The organism is Streptomyces sp. NBC_00659 (genome assembly GCF_036226925.1).
Taxonomy (GTDB): Bacteria; Actinomycetota; Actinomycetes; order Streptomycetales; family Streptomycetaceae; genus Streptomyces.
The window spans coordinates 3602886-3619456 of the sequence record NZ_CP109031.1; the positions used below are offsets into that span (position 1 = coordinate 3602886).

Sequence of the window (16571 nt, forward strand, 5' to 3'; positions counted from 1 at the left end):
GGGACCCGCACACAGCGCGATGTCCGTTTCCCGCCGGTGCCGGTCCGTCGCGGGCGCGAGCCTGGACGCATGACCACGTACACCGCACAGCCCATCGGCGCGGCCGTTCTCGAGGAGCTCCGCGCCACCGACGACGCGGGCCGCCGGCCCGCCCCGCTGACCGACGAGGAGGGCGGATCCCCGTTGCGCTGCTGCCTGCGCCGCAGCGAGCCCGGAGAGCGCGTCGCCCTGGTCTCCTACGCCCCGTTGCGCCGCTGGGCGGAACGGACCGGCGCCGAGCCCGGCCCCTACGACGAGACGGGCCCGGTCTTCATCCACGCGGACGTGTGCGCGGGCCCGGCCACGGAAGCCCTCCCGTTCACGAACGCCCACCGAACGGTCCGCCGCTACTCGGCCCAGGGGCACATCCTGGACGGCCGAATGGTCGAGGCACCGTCCGCGTTCGACGAGACCTTCACGAAGGCGTTCGCCGAGGCGTTCGCGGACCCGGAGGTGGCACTGGTCCACGTACGGGCGGTGGAGTACGGCTGCTTCCTGTACGAGGTGCGGCGGGGCCAGGGCGTGTTTCGACAGTAGCGTCCTCCGCCCGGAGGGCTGAGCGGGGCCGCCGCTCCCTAGGCCATGACCTCCGCGGCCCCGACGGCGGCGGTGAGGGCCGCCTCGACCGCGGCGGGATCGGGGGACTCGGCGGCCCAGGCCACATATCCGTCGGGCCGCACCAGCACCGTGGTACGGCGCTCACCCGCCCAGCGCTCCACGGCGAGACGGCCCGCACGCTCCCCGGCCCGCCCGGTCTCCCCGGTCTCGTACGTCTGCGGGGCGATCAGGACGAACCTCCCGCCCCGCAGTGCCTCGTAGAGCCGGCCGCTCCTCAGCGGGATGTCGGTGGCGCGGGTGCCGACCGACGGGTGGGCACCGCGCGGCGCCCCGTAGGCGTACCCGATGCCCGTGATCCGGCCGATCGCCTTGCGGCGCGCGGGACCGACGTGGCCGAGAACCGCGGTGATTCCCGCGCGCAGCGCCCGCGTCCAGGGGTACTTGGCCATCGCGAGGCGTACGATGCCGCCGCTGCTGCGCAGCACGGACGCGCCGACGGGGTGGCGTTCGGCCTGGTAGGTGTCCAACAGGGCCGCGTCCACCTGCCCGTTGAACACGGCGGCCAGCTTCCAGCCGAGGTTCGCCGCGTCCTGGAGTCCCGTGTTCATGCCCTGGCCGCCGGCCGGGGTGTGCACATGCGCGGCGTCGCCCGCGAGGAAGACCCGGCCCACGCGATAGGCGGGTGCCTGGCGCTCGTCGCTGTGGAAGCGGGACATCCAACGGGCGTCGCGCATGCCGTAGTCGTGCCCGAGTGCGAGCCGGGCGATCTCCTTGACCTCGTCGAGTTCGAGCGGCTCGCTGTCCGGGACGTCCCGGCCCCGGTGCCAGCCGATCACGCGGTAGTAGCCGTCACCGAAGGGGGCGATGAAGGCGAACGCGTCCCCGACCGCGTTGGCGGTCAGCAGCGACTCCGGCTCCTCGTCGAGCCGGACGTCCGCGAGCACGACGGACCGGATGACCGACCGGCCGGGGAACGGCAGCCCGATCGCCGTCCGCACCGCACTGCGCATTCCGTCCGTCCCGACGACGTAGTCGGCCACCAGCTCGTCCGGCTCCCCGTCCGGACCACGGACCTCGAGCGTCACCCCGTCCGCGTCCTGCCGCAGTCCGGCGACCTGCGTCCCGTGCAGGAACCGCACCCCGGCGTCCTCCGCCCGCTGCAGCAACGCCTTCTCCACCTCGTACTGCGGAATCACCAGGAGGTGGTTGAAGCGGGAGGGCAGCGTGTCCAGCGCGAGCGCGAGTCCGCCGAAGAGCCGGATGCGGTCGAGGGCCTCGCCCTCGCGCTCCAGGCCGTCGGCGAGCCCGCGGGCGTCGAGCTGCTCCAGAGTGCGGGCGTGCAGGACGAAGGCGCGGGAGAGATTGCTGATCCCGCGGGGGCGCTTCTCGACGAGGGTGACCGGGACGCCGGCGGCGGCGAGGTCGCCGGCCAGCAGCAGGCCGGTCGGGCCCGAGCCGACGACGACCACCCGACGGGGAGTGGAGGTGCTGGGTGCGGTCGTGGTGCTGGGCGTGTGCGTGTCGCCGGTCATGACGGCCTCCTCCTGATGCTGATGCCAATGCCAGTCGGTCAACGCCTGCCGACCGACACCTGTCGGCCGACGAGCGTTGACCAGCACCCGCCGACGCGCCTCGGGCTCATCCGGCAGACAGCTTGCCAACACCTGTTGGCCAACGCTTGTTTGCAACCATAGGGGGGCGCCACTGGACCGTCAACACCTGTTGGCATACGGTTGTTGGCATGCAAGTCGAGCAACAGCACGAGTCCGGCACCGCGCCCACGGCGGCCCCCCGCCGGTCCGACGCCACCCGCGGCGCGATCCTGGCCGCCGCCCGCGAGCGCTTCGCGGCCGACGGCTACGAGCGCGCGACGATCCGCGCCATCGCCAGAGAAGCGCGCATCGACCCCTCGATGGTCATGCGCTACTACGGCTCGAAGGAAGGGCTGTTCGCGGCGGTGCTCGACGTCGATCTGCGGCTGCCCGATCCGACGGCCCTCGACCCGGACGACGCGGGCCGTGTCCTGGTGAGCCATTTCCTCGACCTGTGGGAGGAGAACGAGGTCCTCACCGCGATGCTCCGGGTCGGCGTGACCAACGCGTCCGGCGCCGAACGGATGCAGGGCATCTTCCGGGACCAGCTCACGCCGGTGGCCAGGCTCGCCTGCCCCGACCCGGAGCAGGCTCCTGCCCGCGCCACGCTCTGCGCCTCGCAGCTGCTCGGGCTCGGGCTCACCCGCTACGTCCTGCGGCTGCCCCCGGCGGTCGCGCTGCACCGCGAGGAGATCGTGGCGTGGCTGGGCCCGACGGTGCAGCGCTATCTGACGGCGCCACACCCGTAGGCGCCGGACCGGGCGAAGGGCGGACCTGGGCGGTTCACCCGGGACCGGCGGCGGGCCGGGGCGACTCGCCCCGTTCGGGGCGCCGCCAAAAACGCGACGGGGGAGTTCCCGCGCCGGTCGGCGCGGGAACTCCCCCGTCGGAGAGCCGGTGTGGACCGAGCGGGGCTCAGCCCTGCTTCGGCAGCTTGTGGGACTTGTCCAGGACCATCACGAGGGCGGTGATGCCCGCGAACAGCGCGATCGGCAGCACGACGTAGAGGCCGAGCGTCTCGATCGCGCTCAGGCCGGAGCCGGGGTCGTCGCCGTCGTCGCGGGTCAGCGCGAGCGCGGGGGACGACATGAGCAGCATCATCAGCGTCGTACCGGCCGCCAGGGCACCGGCGCGCAGAGCGTTCTTCTTGTCCACGGTGCAAACGTAGCGAACACCCGACCGGGCCGCGCGTCCGGGGTGCCGTACGGAGGTCACGGGGCACGGCGCGGCGGGTCCGGAGGGGTCCCGGGCGCGGCCGTCCGGACGGTCTGCGCCCGCACCACGTCGATCAGGGCGTGCAGCCGGGGCGAGGCGGCCAGCTCCTCCAGGGTCACCGGGCGGCCCTCGGCGTCGGCGACGGGCAGGCGCCAGTTGGGGTACTCGTCCCAGGTGCCCGGAAGGTTCTGCGGGCGGCGGTCGCCGACGGCGTCCGGGAGCCAGACGCCGATCAGACGGGCCGGGGTGCGCATCAGGAAGCGGTGCACAGCCTGGATCTCGGCCTCCTCCACGGAGGCGGGCGCTCCGCCGCTCGGGCCGCGCAGCAGCCCGAGCCGGGAGAGCAGCGCCAGCCAGTCGCGGACGTCCGCTGCGGCGGCCGCCCGTTCCATGTCGAGGGAGCCGGTCAACAGGCCGAGCCGGTCGCGCAGTTCGACGTGCTCGCCGGTGAACCGGGCCGCGGTGGGCGGCAGGTCGTGGGTGGTGGCGGTGGCCAGGCAGTCGGCACGCCAGGCGTCGGGCGGCAGGGGCAGTCCGTCCCCGTCCCAGTCGCGTTCGAACCACAGCACCGAGGTGCCGAGCACTCCGCGTTCCTGGAGCGTCTCGCGCACCCCGGATTCGACCGTGCCGAGGTCCTCGCCGATGACCAGCGCTCCGGCCCGCGAGGCTTCCAGGACGAGGATCGCGAGCATCGCCTCGGCGTCGTAGCGGACGTACGAGCCCTCGGTGGGCGGCTGTCCCCCGGGGATCCACCAGAGCCGGAACAGGCCCATGACGTGGTCGATGCGCAGGGCGCCCGCGTGGCGCAGGAGCGCGCGCAGCAGGCGGCGGTAGGGGGCGTATCCGGAGGCGGCGAGCCGGTCGGGCCGCCAGGGCGGCAGGCCCCAGTCCTGGCCGCGCGCGTTGAAGGCGTCGGGGGGCGCGCCGACGGACATGCCCGCCGCGAAGTACTCCTGCTGGGCCCAGGCGTCCGCTCCGTCGGGGTGGACGCCGACGGCGAGGTCGTGGACGAGCCCGACGGTCATGCCCGCGTCGCGCGCGGAACGCTGGGCGCGCGCGAGCTGGGCCTCGGTGAGCCAGGCGAGGCGGCTGTGGAAGTCGACCCGGTCCATCAGTTCGGCCCGTGCGCGGGCGGTCGCGGGCGAGCGGGGGTCGCGCAGGGCCACGGGCCAGTTCCGCCAGTCGGAGCCGTGCGCCTCGGCGAGCGCGCACCAGGTGGCGTGGTCCTCCAGCGCCTGGCCCTCCTCGGCGAGGAAGTCGGCGTAGGCGGCCTGCCGTCCGGGCCCGAGCGGCACGGTGCGCACCACGGCGAGCGCCTCGCGCTTCAGCTCCCACACGGCGTCGCGGTCGATGAGCGCGCCCTTGCGCAGCACGGAGTCGCGCAGCCGTTCGGCGCGCTCCCGCAGCGTGCGCAGCCGGTCCTGGTCCTCGGCGTAGGGGTACTCGGGGATGTCCTCGACGCGCAGGTGCACCGGGTCGGGGAAGCGGCGGGAGGAGGGCCGGTACGGGGAGGGGTCGGTGGGGTCGCCGGGTACGGCCGCGTGCAACGGGTTGACCTGGACGAATCCGGCGCCCAGCGCCCGCCCCGCCCAGGCGGTCAGTTCGGCGAGGTCGCCGAGGTCGCCCATGCCCCAGGAGCGGCGGGAGAGCAGGGAGTAGAGCTGGACGAGCAGGCCGTGGGCGCGTCCGGGCGGCGCGGGCAGCCGGGTGGGGGCGACGACGAGGTGGGCGGTGGCGGCGCGGCCGTCGGGGGCGGTGGCGTGCAGGCCGTGGACGCCGGGCGGGAGGTTCTCGGCGGAGGTCCGGGACTCGCCCTGTTCGGTGGTGACGCGCAGGCGGGTGCCGTCCGGCAGTGCGGCGACCTCGGCGGGGACGAGTCCGCCCCAGCACACCAGGGTCGGCGGCAGCAGCCGCTTCGCGGCCTCGTCCTCGTGCAGCGCGAGGGCGGCCCGGACGGCGTCCGGGGTGCTCGCGTCGACGCCGAGCGCCGCCAGGATCGCCACGAGCGCGGTGTCCGGGGCCGCGACCGTGCGGCCGGGGGACGGGCTGTATTCGGGGGCGACACCGTGCAGTTCGGCGAGTTCGGACAGGGGCGTCCGCGGCGCCGGCTCCGATGCCGGCCGCGGCGGCCCGGCGGGCCCGGTGGGTGCCATCAGACCCCCGACGCGGCGCCGGTCGAAACGGGCTCGCTCGTCAGATGCGCGGCGTCCGCGAGCGGCGGCTCACTGGTCAGCGGCTCGGCGTCGGGCAGCGGGGGTTCGCTGGTCAGCGGCGCCGCGGAGCAGGCGCCTTCCGAGCTGAGCAGACACAGGTGGGCGCCCTCGGGCTCGGCGGCCGCCCGCCCCGCGCGCGGGCCGGGGACGGACGGCTCCGCCGCGCGTTCGGACAGGGCCGTGAGGAGCAGGTGTGCCGATGCGGCCACGGGGGCCTCCTTGTCGAGGTCGGATACGGCGGCCGGGGCATTCCGGCGGTTCGTGCCGGAAACGGATGCCCCGGGCGGTCACCGCAGCCCTACCCCGTGGGCGCGACGGCAGACGCACACGGGCGGACAACGTGCTTCCGGTCACACTCCGTCGCCGCCCCACGGGCCTGGGCCACGCCTCCAGGCTGGGGTAATCCCGGCACTTCGGCCACTCTCGTTGACACCTTCACCACCCGAATGGTGGGGTCGACGGCACACCTAAGCCGCAGCCGAGATGGCGGGCCACGAGGGGGAACCGTGCGACTCGGGCGTGGAAAAGGAGTGACCGCACTCGCGTTCGCCGTGGTCGCGAGCACGTTCGCCACGGCCCCCGCGGCCGTCGCGGCGGCACACGGTCCGGCGGCCTCCGCGGACCGCGAGACCACCGGGAGCGGGGTGCCCGCCGTCTGGCCCCGCCCGCAGTCGCTGCGCGCGAACGGCACGGCGGTCACGGTCACGGACGAGGTCGTCCTGGTCACCCCGGCGCCGGGCACCTCTGGCGGCTCGGGCCCGGCGGGTTCGTACGCCCCGGGCGTCACCCTGATTCCGTACGCCCCCGGCGTGAGCGTCGCCGCGTACGCCCCGGACAGCGACCTCGACCCGTACGCCCTCGAAGCGTTGCGCGCGTTGCTGCGGCAAGCCGGTGCCCGCACGATCACGACGGCGCGTGACGGTGACGCGCTCCCGGCGCACGCGCTGGTGGTGCGCCTGGGCACGGAACCGGCGGACACCGGCCGGTCGGGCGCGGGCTCCTTCACCGGCGCGCGCGCCGCGTCGGGCTCCCTGGAACGGGCGCTCACGGCGCTCGGCGCCGCGCCCCGCGCCGATCTCCCCTCCGGCGGCTACCGGCTGGCCGTCGGCCGCACCGACGGCCGGGACACCGTCGCCCTGGCGGGAGTCGGCGAGGACGGCCTGTTCCACGCGGTGCAGACACTGGGCCGGCTTCTCGGCGCCGGCCGCCGGATCGCCGGTGCCGTCGTCCGGGACTGGCCCGGCACCGCCGTGCGGGGCGTCACCGAGGGGTTCTACGGCAGCCCGTGGACTCCGGAACAGCGTCTCGCGCAGCTCGACTTCATGGGCAGGACCAAGCAGAACCGCTATGTGTACGCGCCCGGCGACGACCTCTTCCGGCAGGCGCGCTGGCGTGAGCCGTACCCGGCCGGGGAGCGCGCCCGCTTCCGGGACCTGGCGGAGCGGGCGCGCCGCAATCACGTCACGCTGACCTGGGCGGTGGCCCCCGGGCAGGCGATGTGCTTCTCCTCGGACGCCGACGTGAAGGCCCTGACGCGCAAGCTCGACGCCATGTGGGCGCTCGGGTTCCGGGCCTTCCAGCTCCAGTTCCAGGACGTCAGTTACACCGAGTGGCACTGCGAGGCGGACGCGGACGCGTTCGGCTCCGGCTCCGAGGCGGCGGCGAAGGCACAGGCACGGGTGGCGAACGCCGTGGCCCGGCATCTCGCGGCCCGCCACCCGGACGTGGCCGCGCTGTCCCTGATGCCGACGGAGTACTACGAGGACGGCTCGACCGACTACCGCCGAAAGCTGGCGGGCGCCCTGGACAGGAACGTCGAGGTCGCGTGGACGGGCATCGGTGTCGTGCCGAAGACCATCACCGGCGGCGAACTGGCGCGCACCCGTTCGGTGTTCGCCGGCCACCCGCTCGTCACCATGGACAACTATCCCGTCAACGACTACGCGCAGGACCGGGTGTTCCTCGGCCCCTACCAGGGGCGCGACCCGGCGGTGGCCACGGGTTCGGCGGCTCTGCTCGCGAACGCGATGCCCCAGGCGGAGGCCTCCCGCATCCCGCTGTTCACGGCGGCCGACTACGCGTGGAACCCGCGGGACTACCGGCCCCGGGAGTCCTGGGAGGCCGCGATCGAGGATCTCGCGGGCGGGGACGCCCAGGACGCGGACGCGCTGCGCGCGCTGGCCGGGAACGAGGCGTCCTCCGTCCTCGGCGGCCAGGAGTCGGCCTATCTGCGCCCGCTCATGGAGGCGTTCTGGCAGGCGCGGACGGCCACGGACCGGGCCGCGGGCGAGCATGCGGCCGAGCGGCTGCGCGCGGCTTTCACGGTGATGCGCGAGACACCCGAGCGGCTCGCGGGCCGCCCGATCGCCACCGAAGTGGTGCCCTGGACCGAGCAGTTGGCGCGCTACGGCGAGGCCGGTGAGACGGCCGTCGCGCTGCTGGAAGCCCAGTCGGACGGTGACGCGACGGCGGCGTGGACGGCGTACCGCGCGCTGAACGGGCTGCGCGCGAAGCTCGCGGCGAGCGAGGTGACGGTCGGCACGGGCGTGCTCGACCCGTTCCTGACGCGGGCCCGCACGGCGTACGAGAAGTGGGCGGGCATCGAGGACGAGTCGTCCGCCGGCCACGACACCCCGAAGGGCCACGGAGCCGCGGGGGACGGCGGCGCGAAAACCGGTGACCCGGGCACGGCGGAGACCGGCGGAGGCGACGGCGGCGCCGCGGACGGCGACGGGACCGCGCCGGGCGACGGCACGACGGGGGACGGCGGGCAGGACGGCAGCGTCGTCCTGCTCCCGCGCACCCGCACCCTCACCGACGTGAGCGTGCTCACCGACCCCGGCGTGACGGGGTTCGTCGAGGCGTACGTACCGGGCGAGGGCTGGCGGTACCTCGGCGCCCTCGCCGCCGGGGGCGCGACGGAGCTCGGAGCCGCGGAGATCGGTGCGGCGGGCGTGCGCGTGGACGCGCTGCGGGTGGTCGGCCCCGCGCGTTCGCAGGTCCGCCATCTCGTGCCGTGGTTCGCCGACGCGCCCGCCGCGGCACTGGACCTGGCCCGCTCCACGGCGGACGTGGAGATCGGCGGCACGGAGCGGATCACGGCCCGGCTGACGTCACTTCGTCCCACCGGCGTCAGCGGTGAGCTGACCGCGCGGGCCCCCGAGGGCATCGAGGTCAAGGTCTCACGGCCCTCGTCGACCCTGGCGCGCGGCGCCGTCGTCGACAGCGTCGTCGAGGTCACGGTCCCGGCGGGAACGCCGTCGGGCACGTACGAGGTGACGGTCGCCTTCGGCTCGCAGACCCGCACGCTGACCGTCCGCGCCTTCCCGCGCACGGCGGGCCCCGACCTCGCCCGCACCGCGGCGGCCTCCTCGTCCGCCGACGAGACCCCCGACTTCCCGGCCTCGGCGGCCAACGACGGCGACCCGGCGACCCGTTGGTCCTCCCCCGTGGACGACGGCGCCTGGTGGCAGGTGCAGTTCGCCGAGCCGGCGCGCCTCGGCCGGCTGGTGCTGACCTGGCAGGACGCGCACCCGTCCGCGTACCGCGTCCAGGTCTCCGCCGACGGCCGCGTGTGGCGCACCGCGACGACCGTGAACGACAGCCGCGGCGGCCGGGAGTCCCTCCGCTTCGACGAGAGCGACGTCCGCTACCTGCGCGTTCAGGGGATCCGGCGGGCCACGGCGTACGGGTACTCGCTGTGGTCGGCGGAGGCGTACGCGGTCGCCGTCACGGACTGACGCCCTTCGGCGGTTCTCGGCGCTCCCCGGCGGTCCTTCGCACTCCCCGGCATCCCCCGGCACTCCTCGGCAACTCGCGTCCAGCTTTTCGCGTCCAGATTTTTTCGCGCCCAACTATTCACTCAGTACATATCTTGAGTACATACTGATCTCCATGAGCACCCGTCACATCCTGTTGGGGCTGCTCGCCGGAGGGCCCAGCCATGGGTACGACCTCAAGCGACGGCACGACGAACGCTTCCCGCAGGCCCGCCCGCTGGCCTACGGGCAGGTGTACACGACCTTGCAGCGGCTGGTCCGCGACGGCCTCGCCGCGGTCGACGGCACCGACTCGGACGGGGGTCCCGAGCGGACCCTGTACCGCTCGACCGGGGACGGATCGCGTGAACTGACCCGCTGGGCCGGCGAGATCGCACCGCCCGCGCCCTTCGTGACGAACGAGATCTTCGCCAAGGTCGTCGTCTCGATCCTCGCCTCGGCCGACCCGGCCGGCTATCTGCGGGCGCAGCGCGCGGCGCACATGGCACGGATGCGCGAACTCACGGTGGTGAAGACGGCACCCGGCGCCGGCCTCGCGACCGTCCTGTCGGCCGACTACGCCCTCAACCACCTCGACGCCGACCTCCGCTGGATGACGACCACGGCGGCCCGGCTCACCACCCTGACCGTGGAGGTCGACACAGCATGAGCACCCCCCTTCTGACCTCCAGGGACCTGGTCAAGGCGCACGGCCCGACCCCGGCGCTGCGCGGCGCCTCGCTGGACCTGGCCGCGGGCGAGGTCCTCGCCGTCACCGGGGCCAGCGGCAGCGGTAAATCCACGCTGCTGCACTGCCTGGCGGGCATCGTGAAGCCCGACAGCGGCACCGTGGAGTACGGGGGCGAGCGTCTCGACCTGCTTCCCGAGAAGCGGCTCAGCGAGCTGCGCCGCACGGACTTCGGGGTGGTGTTCCAGTTCGGCCAGTTGATTCCCGAGCTGACCGCCGCCGACAACGTGGCGCTGCCCCTGCTGCTCGCCGGCACCTCCCGCGCGGCAGCGCGGGAGCGGGCGGGCGAGTGGCTGGAGCGGTTCGGCGTACGAGGGCAGGAGGCGCTGCGGCCCGGCGAGATGAGCGGCGGGCAGGCGCAGCGGGTGGCACTGGCGCGGGCCCTGGTGACGGCCCCGAAGGCCGTCTTCGCGGACGAGCCGACCGGCGCGCTCGACTCCCTCGCCGGGGAGCAGGTGATGACCGCCCTGATCCATACCGTCCGGGAAACCGGCACGGCGGTCCTGCTGATCACGCACGACGCCCAGGTGGCGGCGTACGCGGACCGGGAGGTGTCACTGCGCGACGGCATCGTCGCCGGCTCCGGCACCCTGCCGGAGGCCTCGGCCGCCTCGGCCGCGCCGGAGGTGTCCCGATGAGGACCGACCTTCGGCTCGCACTGCTCCTGACCCGCGGTTCCGACCGGCGCGAGTGGTGGCGGGTCACGCTCACGGCCGTGGGAGCGGCACTCGCCACCGCGCTCTGCCTTGCCGCCGGCGCCATCGCCTCGATCCGGGGGCAGTACTCCATGACCCTCGCCGCCGGCCTGCTCAATCGGCCCGGCGAGCGGGCGGGCGTGGTCCTCACCCTGCTGCTCCTGCTGGTGCCGGTGCTCGGCTTCCTCGGCCAGTGCGCCCGTATCGGCGCCGTGCACCGCGACCGGCGGCTGGCCGGGCTGCGTCTCGCGGGGGCCTCACCGGCGCAGGTACGGCGGATCGCCGCGCTGGAGGCGGGCCTCGCGTGCCTCATCGGCTCGGCCGTCGCCGCCCTCGTCTGTACGCGGGTCCTGCTGCGCCAGTGGCAGAACCCGCCGGCCGCCGTCTGGGCCGGCTTCGCCGGGGTCGCGGTCGCCGTGCCCGTGCTGGGCGCACTGGTGAGCACGCTCGCTCTGCGCCGGGTGGTGGCCTCGCCCCTGGGCTGGGTGCGCCGGGTGCGCCCGAGCGGCGGGCGGGGTCCGGGGATCGCCGTCCTCGTGACGGCCCTCGTGATGCTTCTCACCGGACTCGCCATCGCCCCGCGAATCTTCGGCAGGATCGCCCCGGCCCCGGTGCTCGTCTTCACCGTGGTGATTCTCACCGGCCTCGGAGCCATCTGGGCGGTGGGCGCGAGCGCCCGTCTGACAGGCAGGCTGCTCGCCGAGCGGACCGGGAACCCGGCGACCCTGATCGCGGCCGAGCGGCTGCGGGACGATCCGTGGGCGGGCGCCCGCACCCATGCGGCGGTGCTGCTGGTGACCGTCGTGGGGACGGGCTTCGTCGGCGTACGGCAGGTGCTGCTCGACGACGTCACCGGGCGCGACCCCGACGCGCTCTCCGAGCGCCTGTCCTTCTACACCACCGGTATCGACCTCACGGGCGCCGCGATCCTGCTCGCCCTCGCCATCACCCTGTCCGGGCTGGCCGTGGGGACCGCCGAATCGCTGGCCACCCGCCGCCGCGGCCTCGCCGCACAGGCCGCCGCCGGGGTGCCGCAGGCCGTGCTCGGCAGGGCCCTGCTCCTGGAGACGGCCCTGCCGCTCGCCCCGGCGGTCGCGCTGGCCGGTGCGGGAGGCCTCGGGATCAGCGTCGGGTACGGGCAGCTCGCGGGCGGCGGCATGGTGCCGGTGCTGCCGGTGGTCGTCCCCCTGGCTGTCTACGCGGCCTGCCTGCTGGCCGCGGCCACGTCGCTGCCCCTGCTGCGCCGCTCGGTGCGCCCGGCGGAGCTGCGCCACCAGTGAACCGCGCCGCCGTCCGGCCCACGGGCAGGGCCGGCTCCCCGGGAGGCACGGGGGTCCTCCTGGGAAGCCGGAACAGGCGGCGGCCACGGGTGCCGCGAGCCGACACAAAAGCCCGGATCGTCAGGCTGAAATGCCGTCGATCCGGGCCATGGCGTCGTCCGCGCCGTACGGTTGCAAGTAGGGCATCCAGCGCGGGTCCCTGTGCCCGGTTCCGATGATGCGCCAGGCGAGCCCCGTCGGCGGGGCGGGTTTGTGGCGCAGGCGCCATCCGATCTCGACCAGATGGCGGTCGGCCTTGGTGTGGTTGCAGCGGCGGCAGGACGCCACCACGTTGTCCCAGGCGTGCTGACCCCCGCGTGAGCGCGGGATGACGTGGTCGACGCTGGTTGCGACGCCACCGCAGTACATGCACCGGCCGCCGTCGCGGGCGAACAGAGCTCGCCTGGTCAGCGGGACGGGCCCACGGTAAGGGACCCGTACGAACCTCTTCAGCCGGACCACGCTGGGTGCGGGGACAGTAACGGTCGCGCTGTGCATGAAGGCGCCGGATTCCTCGAGAGAGACGGCTTTGTTCTCAAGGACGAGGACGAGCGCGCGGTGGAGCGGTACGACGCCGAGCGGCTCGTACGACGCGTTGAGGACCAGGACGTGCGGCACGGATGCCTCCTTGTACGCCGGCGGCGCGTGGCTCGCGCCGGGACGATCTGCAGTCAGTCTCCCCTCATGCCTGGTGATGGCGCCACCATGTCCCGGTAACGGGCTGGGAGTGTTTTCGACCACACCCCCTACATCCCCAGGTGAGTACGGTCTCTCCCCTGAACATGGCAACGATCCACACACGATGCCCCGTTAGTGTGGTGGTTCTGCCCGGACGGCACCCCTTCTGTCCCCGCCGCGGGCAGACCGCTACGCCTGGAGGTACCTGCTGTGTCCCTGCCCGTCCTATCGGCCCTGGCCGCCGGTCCGGCCCCGTCGCCGTCCCCCTCGACGTCGACCGGTGTGGTGACCCCCACGCTTCAGGACGCCCAGGAGAGTGCGACCCACGCGGCGAGCTGGGTCGAGGAGAACTGGTCGACCTGGCTGTCCATAGGCCTGCGTGTCCTGCTGGTGCTGGTGATCGCGGCCGTACTGAGAGTGTTCGTGCGCCGGGCGATCACCAAGCTCATCGACCGGATGAGCCGCACCGCCCAGGCCGTCGACGGCACGGCGCTCGGCGGTCTCCTGGTGAACGTGGAACGCCGCCGTCAGCGCTCCCAGGCCATCGGCTCGGTCCTGCGCTCGGTCGCTTCCTTCCTGATCATGGGCACGGCCGCGCTGATGATCCTCGGCACGTTCGAGATCAATCTGGCCCCGCTGCTCGCGTCGGCGGGTGTGGCCGGTGTCGCGATCGGTTTCGGCGCCCGCAACCTGGTCACCGACTTCCTCTCCGGCGTCTTCATGATTCTCGAGGACCAGTACGGCGTCGGCGACGTGATCGACGCCGGCGTGGCCTCCGGCGAGGTCGTCGAGGTGGGCCTGCGCGTGACCAAGCTGCGCGGTGACAACGGCGAGATCTGGTACATCCGCAACGGCGAGGTCAAGCGCATCGGGAACCTCTCCCAGGGCTGGGCGACGGCCGGCGTCGACGTCACGGTCCGCGCCTCGGAGGACCTGGACCACGTCCGGTCCGTCATCGGCGAGGTCGCCGAGACCATCAGCAAGGAAGAGCCCTGGAACGAGCGGCTGTGGGGCCCGATCGAGATCCTGGGCCTGGACAGCGTCCTCCTCGACTCCATGGTGGTCCGGGTCTCGGCCAAGACCATGCCCGGCAAGGCCCTCTCTGTGGAACGCGAACTCCGCTGGCGCATCAAGCGCGCCTTCGACGCCGCGCAGATCCGCATCGTGGGCGGCCCCACCGCGCCCGTGGAGGAGGATCCCCTCGACCCGACGGCCGCGGTGGCGGCCCCGTCGGTCTTCGCCAACGCGGAGTCCGCCCAGTCGACGGCGACCGCGCCCATCCCGGCCCCGGCTCCGTCGAGCGTGCCGAGGTAGGCCGACGGCTGTACGCGGAAGGGGGGCGGCACCCGGATGTTCCGGGTGCCGCCCCCTTTCTCGTACGCACTCCGACCACCGGAGACGTACGCACCCTGACCACCGGCTCGTACGCACTCCGGCCACCGGCTCGTACACCATCCGACCACCGGGACGATTCAGCACGTTCGTTCGAGTGAACGCCTCCGCAACCGCCGGTCAGACACCGCCGGTCAGACGGCCGGAACGCCCTCCAGCCCGGTCGCCCCGGCTATCTGGCACACCGCGGCGAACACCGACCCCTGGCCCAGTCCGACCACCCCCCGGAGTCCCTCACCGTCCCGGACGTCCAGGACGACGCCTCCCGAGGGCGCGTCGAAGGACATCGAGCCCCGGACGGACTCCTCCCCGCGCCAGGGGCGCCACCGGAAGTCGATCTCCTCGCGGCCCTTCTCGGCAACGAGGAACGACCGCTGCGAGGCCATCAGTTCCTCGCGGACCCGCTCCTGCCACCCGTCCGAGAGCAGCACCGGGCGCAGTACGTGCGTCTGCCGGTCGTCCAGCACCCCGGCGGAGAGCGCGATGCCGGCCGCACGCGCCCGCCGTCGCAGCGACCTCACCGCGAAGGCCGCCGCCCCGAGCGACACGACCGCGAGCACCGGAGGCACAACAGCCACCGCCTCCCTGACGGAGTCCCAGGTGAGGCCGTCGCCCACGACGTCGATGCCCGTCAGCACGAGCGTCATCGGCGCATACCTGGCCGCGGCCGCGCGCCAGCACGCCGTCAGCAGCTTCACGGGTGACCTCCCTGGCGGATCCTGTCCATGGTCTCGCGGAACCCCGCACGGGAACACCGCCAGGAGACCGATCGCTTCCCGCCGTCACCGCCCCCGCGGGACACCCCGCAGGCCGCGGCCCGACAGGCCGGCACACCCGTGACGAAGCCGTAATGAGCCTGGGCCGTCACGCTACTGACACACCGACACGGGCACGGTGGGGGCGGCTTCGCGCGTTCCGGCGCCTGCTCCGCAGCCGGGGCGGTGGTTGCTCTTGACGCCCGCGCCTCCTCCGGCCTACTTTCCTCGCACCAGCAATAGGAAACTTTCCTAACAATGATCTTGCGGTGGACTTCCCGAAGGCACCCCTGGGAAACTGGTCGGTCAAGAAGGGCAGGTGGCAACAGACATGGCAGCATCCGCCGGCACGCCGGGCACCCCGCGCGTCCTGCGCGCGATGAACGACCGCGCCGCCCTCGATCTGCTGCTCGCGCACGGACCGCTCTCGCGGACCCGGATCGGGAAGCTCACCGGGCTGTCCAAGCCCACCGCCTCCCAGCTCCTCGCCCGTCTGGAAGCCGCCGGACTCGTCCTGGCCACCGGTACCAGCGAGGGCCGGCCGGGCCCCAGCGCCCAGCTGTACGAGGTCAATCCGGGCGCCGCCCACGCGGCGGGGCTTGACGTCACCCCCGAGCGCGTCCTCGCCGCCGTCGCCGACATCACCGGCCGCACGGTCGGCACGTACGAACTGCCCACCCCCGGCCGCCGCCCGTCGCAGCCCGTCGTACGCCAGGTCACCGACGCCCTCGACGGCGCGGTGAAGGCCGCCGGGCTCGCCCGGGACGACGTCCGCCGCCTGGTCATCGGAACCCCGGGCGCCTTCGACCCCAACACCGGCCGGCTGCGCTACGCCTCCCACCTGCCCGGCTGGCACTCCCCCGCGCTTCTCGACGAACTGGCCGCGGCACTGCCGATGCCCGTCGAGTACGAGAACGACGTCAACCTCGTCGCCATCGCCGAGCAGCGGCTCGGCGCCGCCCGGGGCCACGAGGACTTCGTCCTGCTGTGGAACGAGGGCGGTCTCGGCGCGGCCCTCGTCCTCGGCGGCCGGCTGCACCGCGGCTGGACCGGCGGCGCGGGCGAGGTCGGCTTCCTGCCGGTGCCCGGCGCGCCCCTGGTGCGCCAGGTGACCCGGGCCAACAGCGGCGGCTACCAGGAGCTGGCCGGCTCCCAGGCCATCCCCAAGCTGGCCCGCGAACTCGGCATCCAGGACCTGCCCACGGGCCCGTACACGAAGGTCGCGGCCACCGTCGTCGAACGGGCCGCCGCCGTCGACGCGGGCCCCTACCGGCGGCTCCTGGAGATGTACGCGACCGGACTCGCCACCGGTCTGGCCTCCCTCGTCTCCGTGCTCGACCCCGAACTCGTCGTCCTCAGCGGCGCCTCGCTCACCGCGGGCGGCGAACCGCTGCGCGCCCTGGTCCAGGCCGAACTGGAGGAACTGGCCGCGTCCCGGCCGCGCCTCGTCGTCGGCGACGTACACGAACACCCCGTGCTGCGCGGCGCGTTGGAGAGCGCCCTGGCAGCCACCCGCGACGAGGTCTTCGACACCTCCCGCTGAGTCCGCTCCGCCCCGCAACGCCCACCGTCCCGAACCCACACCCCTCCTGTCCCGCCCCGTCCTTCG

The 16571-nt window shown here is 74.0% G+C and carries 14 protein-coding genes; 8 read left to right on the forward strand and 6 right to left on the reverse strand.

The window, feature by feature from the left end; all coding sequences use genetic code 11:
* The first annotated feature begins 69 nt into the window (after window positions 1-69).
* Entirely contained in the window at window positions 70-576 is a 507-nt protein-coding gene (locus OG410_RS15510; RefSeq protein ID WP_329299685.1) for a DUF1203 domain-containing protein, read from the forward strand.
* Window positions 577-614: 38 nt separating this feature from the next.
* Here the strand turns inward: OG410_RS15510 and OG410_RS15515 are convergent, their stop codons facing one another.
* The gene (locus OG410_RS15515; RefSeq protein ID WP_329299686.1) at window positions 615-2129 is read right to left on the reverse strand and encodes an FAD-dependent monooxygenase; all 1515 of its coding nucleotides are present in this window, start codon (window positions 2127-2129) and stop codon (window positions 615-617) included.
* 209 nt (window positions 2130-2338) lie between these two features.
* Here OG410_RS15515 and OG410_RS15520 point away from each other — a divergent pair, with 209 nt between their 5' ends.
* Complete coding sequence (locus OG410_RS15520; protein WP_329299687.1) at window positions 2339-2938, forward strand: TetR/AcrR family transcriptional regulator; 600 nt, start codon at window positions 2339-2341, stop codon at window positions 2936-2938.
* A 166-nt stretch (window positions 2939-3104) separates the two neighbouring features.
* Here OG410_RS15520 and OG410_RS15525 read toward each other — a convergent pair whose 3' ends face one another.
* The 3 genes from OG410_RS15525 to OG410_RS15535 are packed head-to-tail and all read right to left on the reverse strand — an operon-like array spanning window position 3105 to window position 5826.
* The gene (locus OG410_RS15525) at window positions 3105-3344 is read right to left on the reverse strand and encodes a hypothetical protein (protein ID WP_329299688.1); all 240 of its coding nucleotides are present in this window, start codon (window positions 3342-3344) and stop codon (window positions 3105-3107) included.
* A gap of 56 nt (window positions 3345-3400) precedes the next feature.
* Window positions 3401-5557, reverse strand: a complete 2157-nt coding sequence (gene malQ / locus OG410_RS15530; RefSeq protein ID WP_329299689.1) for a 4-alpha-glucanotransferase — start codon at window positions 5555-5557, stop codon at window positions 3401-3403.
* Window positions 5557-5826 (reverse strand): hypothetical protein, encoded by a 270-nt coding sequence (locus OG410_RS15535; protein WP_326787752.1) that lies wholly within the window; start codon window positions 5824-5826, stop codon window positions 5557-5559. The genes malQ and OG410_RS15535 overlap by 1 nt, the downstream gene beginning before the upstream one ends.
* Window positions 5827-6147: 321 nt before the next feature.
* Here OG410_RS15535 and OG410_RS15540 point away from each other — a divergent pair, with 321 nt between their 5' ends.
* The 4 genes from OG410_RS15540 (at window position 6148) to OG410_RS15555 (ending at window position 12098) form a co-directional block, all read left to right on the forward strand.
* On the forward strand, window positions 6148-9357 hold the full coding sequence (locus tag OG410_RS15540) for a beta-N-acetylglucosaminidase domain-containing protein (protein WP_443063758.1): 3210 nt from the start codon (window positions 6148-6150) through the stop codon (window positions 9355-9357).
* 154 nt (window positions 9358-9511) lie between these two features.
* On the forward strand, window positions 9512-10045 hold the full coding sequence (locus tag OG410_RS15545) for a PadR family transcriptional regulator (RefSeq protein ID WP_329299691.1): 534 nt from the start codon (window positions 9512-9514) through the stop codon (window positions 10043-10045).
* Entirely contained in the window at window positions 10042-10761 is a 720-nt protein-coding gene (locus tag OG410_RS15550) for an ABC transporter ATP-binding protein (RefSeq protein ID WP_329299692.1), read from the forward strand. Before OG410_RS15545 ends, OG410_RS15550 begins: the two co-directional genes overlap by 4 nt.
* Window positions 10758-12098 carry an ABC transporter permease gene (locus OG410_RS15555; RefSeq protein ID WP_329299693.1) on the forward strand — a complete coding sequence of 447 codons (1341 nt, stop codon included), beginning with the start codon at window positions 10758-10760 and terminating at the stop codon, window positions 12096-12098. Before OG410_RS15550 ends, OG410_RS15555 begins: the two co-directional genes overlap by 4 nt.
* Window positions 12099-12218: 120 nt before the next feature.
* On the opposite strand, the gene OG410_RS15560 is transcribed toward OG410_RS15555, so the two are convergent.
* Window positions 12219-12755, reverse strand: a complete 537-nt coding sequence (locus OG410_RS15560) for an HNH endonuclease (RefSeq protein WP_326787747.1) — start codon at window positions 12753-12755, stop codon at window positions 12219-12221.
* Between the two features lie 270 nt (window positions 12756-13025).
* On the opposite strand from OG410_RS15560, the gene OG410_RS15565 reads away from it, so the two are divergent.
* Window positions 13026-14129, forward strand: a complete 1104-nt coding sequence (locus OG410_RS15565) for a mechanosensitive ion channel family protein (protein ID WP_329299694.1) — start codon at window positions 13026-13028, stop codon at window positions 14127-14129.
* 212 nt (window positions 14130-14341) lie between these two features.
* On the opposite strand, the gene OG410_RS15570 is transcribed toward OG410_RS15565, so the two are convergent.
* Window positions 14342-14905 carry a hypothetical protein gene (locus OG410_RS15570; RefSeq protein WP_329299695.1) on the reverse strand — a complete coding sequence of 188 codons (564 nt, stop codon included), beginning with the start codon at window positions 14903-14905 and terminating at the stop codon, window positions 14342-14344.
* Window positions 14906-15293: 388 nt separating this feature from the next.
* On the opposite strand from OG410_RS15570, the gene OG410_RS15575 reads away from it, so the two are divergent.
* The gene (locus OG410_RS15575; protein WP_329299696.1) at window positions 15294-16505 is read left to right on the forward strand and encodes an ROK family transcriptional regulator; all 1212 of its coding nucleotides are present in this window, start codon (window positions 15294-15296) and stop codon (window positions 16503-16505) included.
* Window positions 16506-16571: the final 66 nt, after the last annotated feature.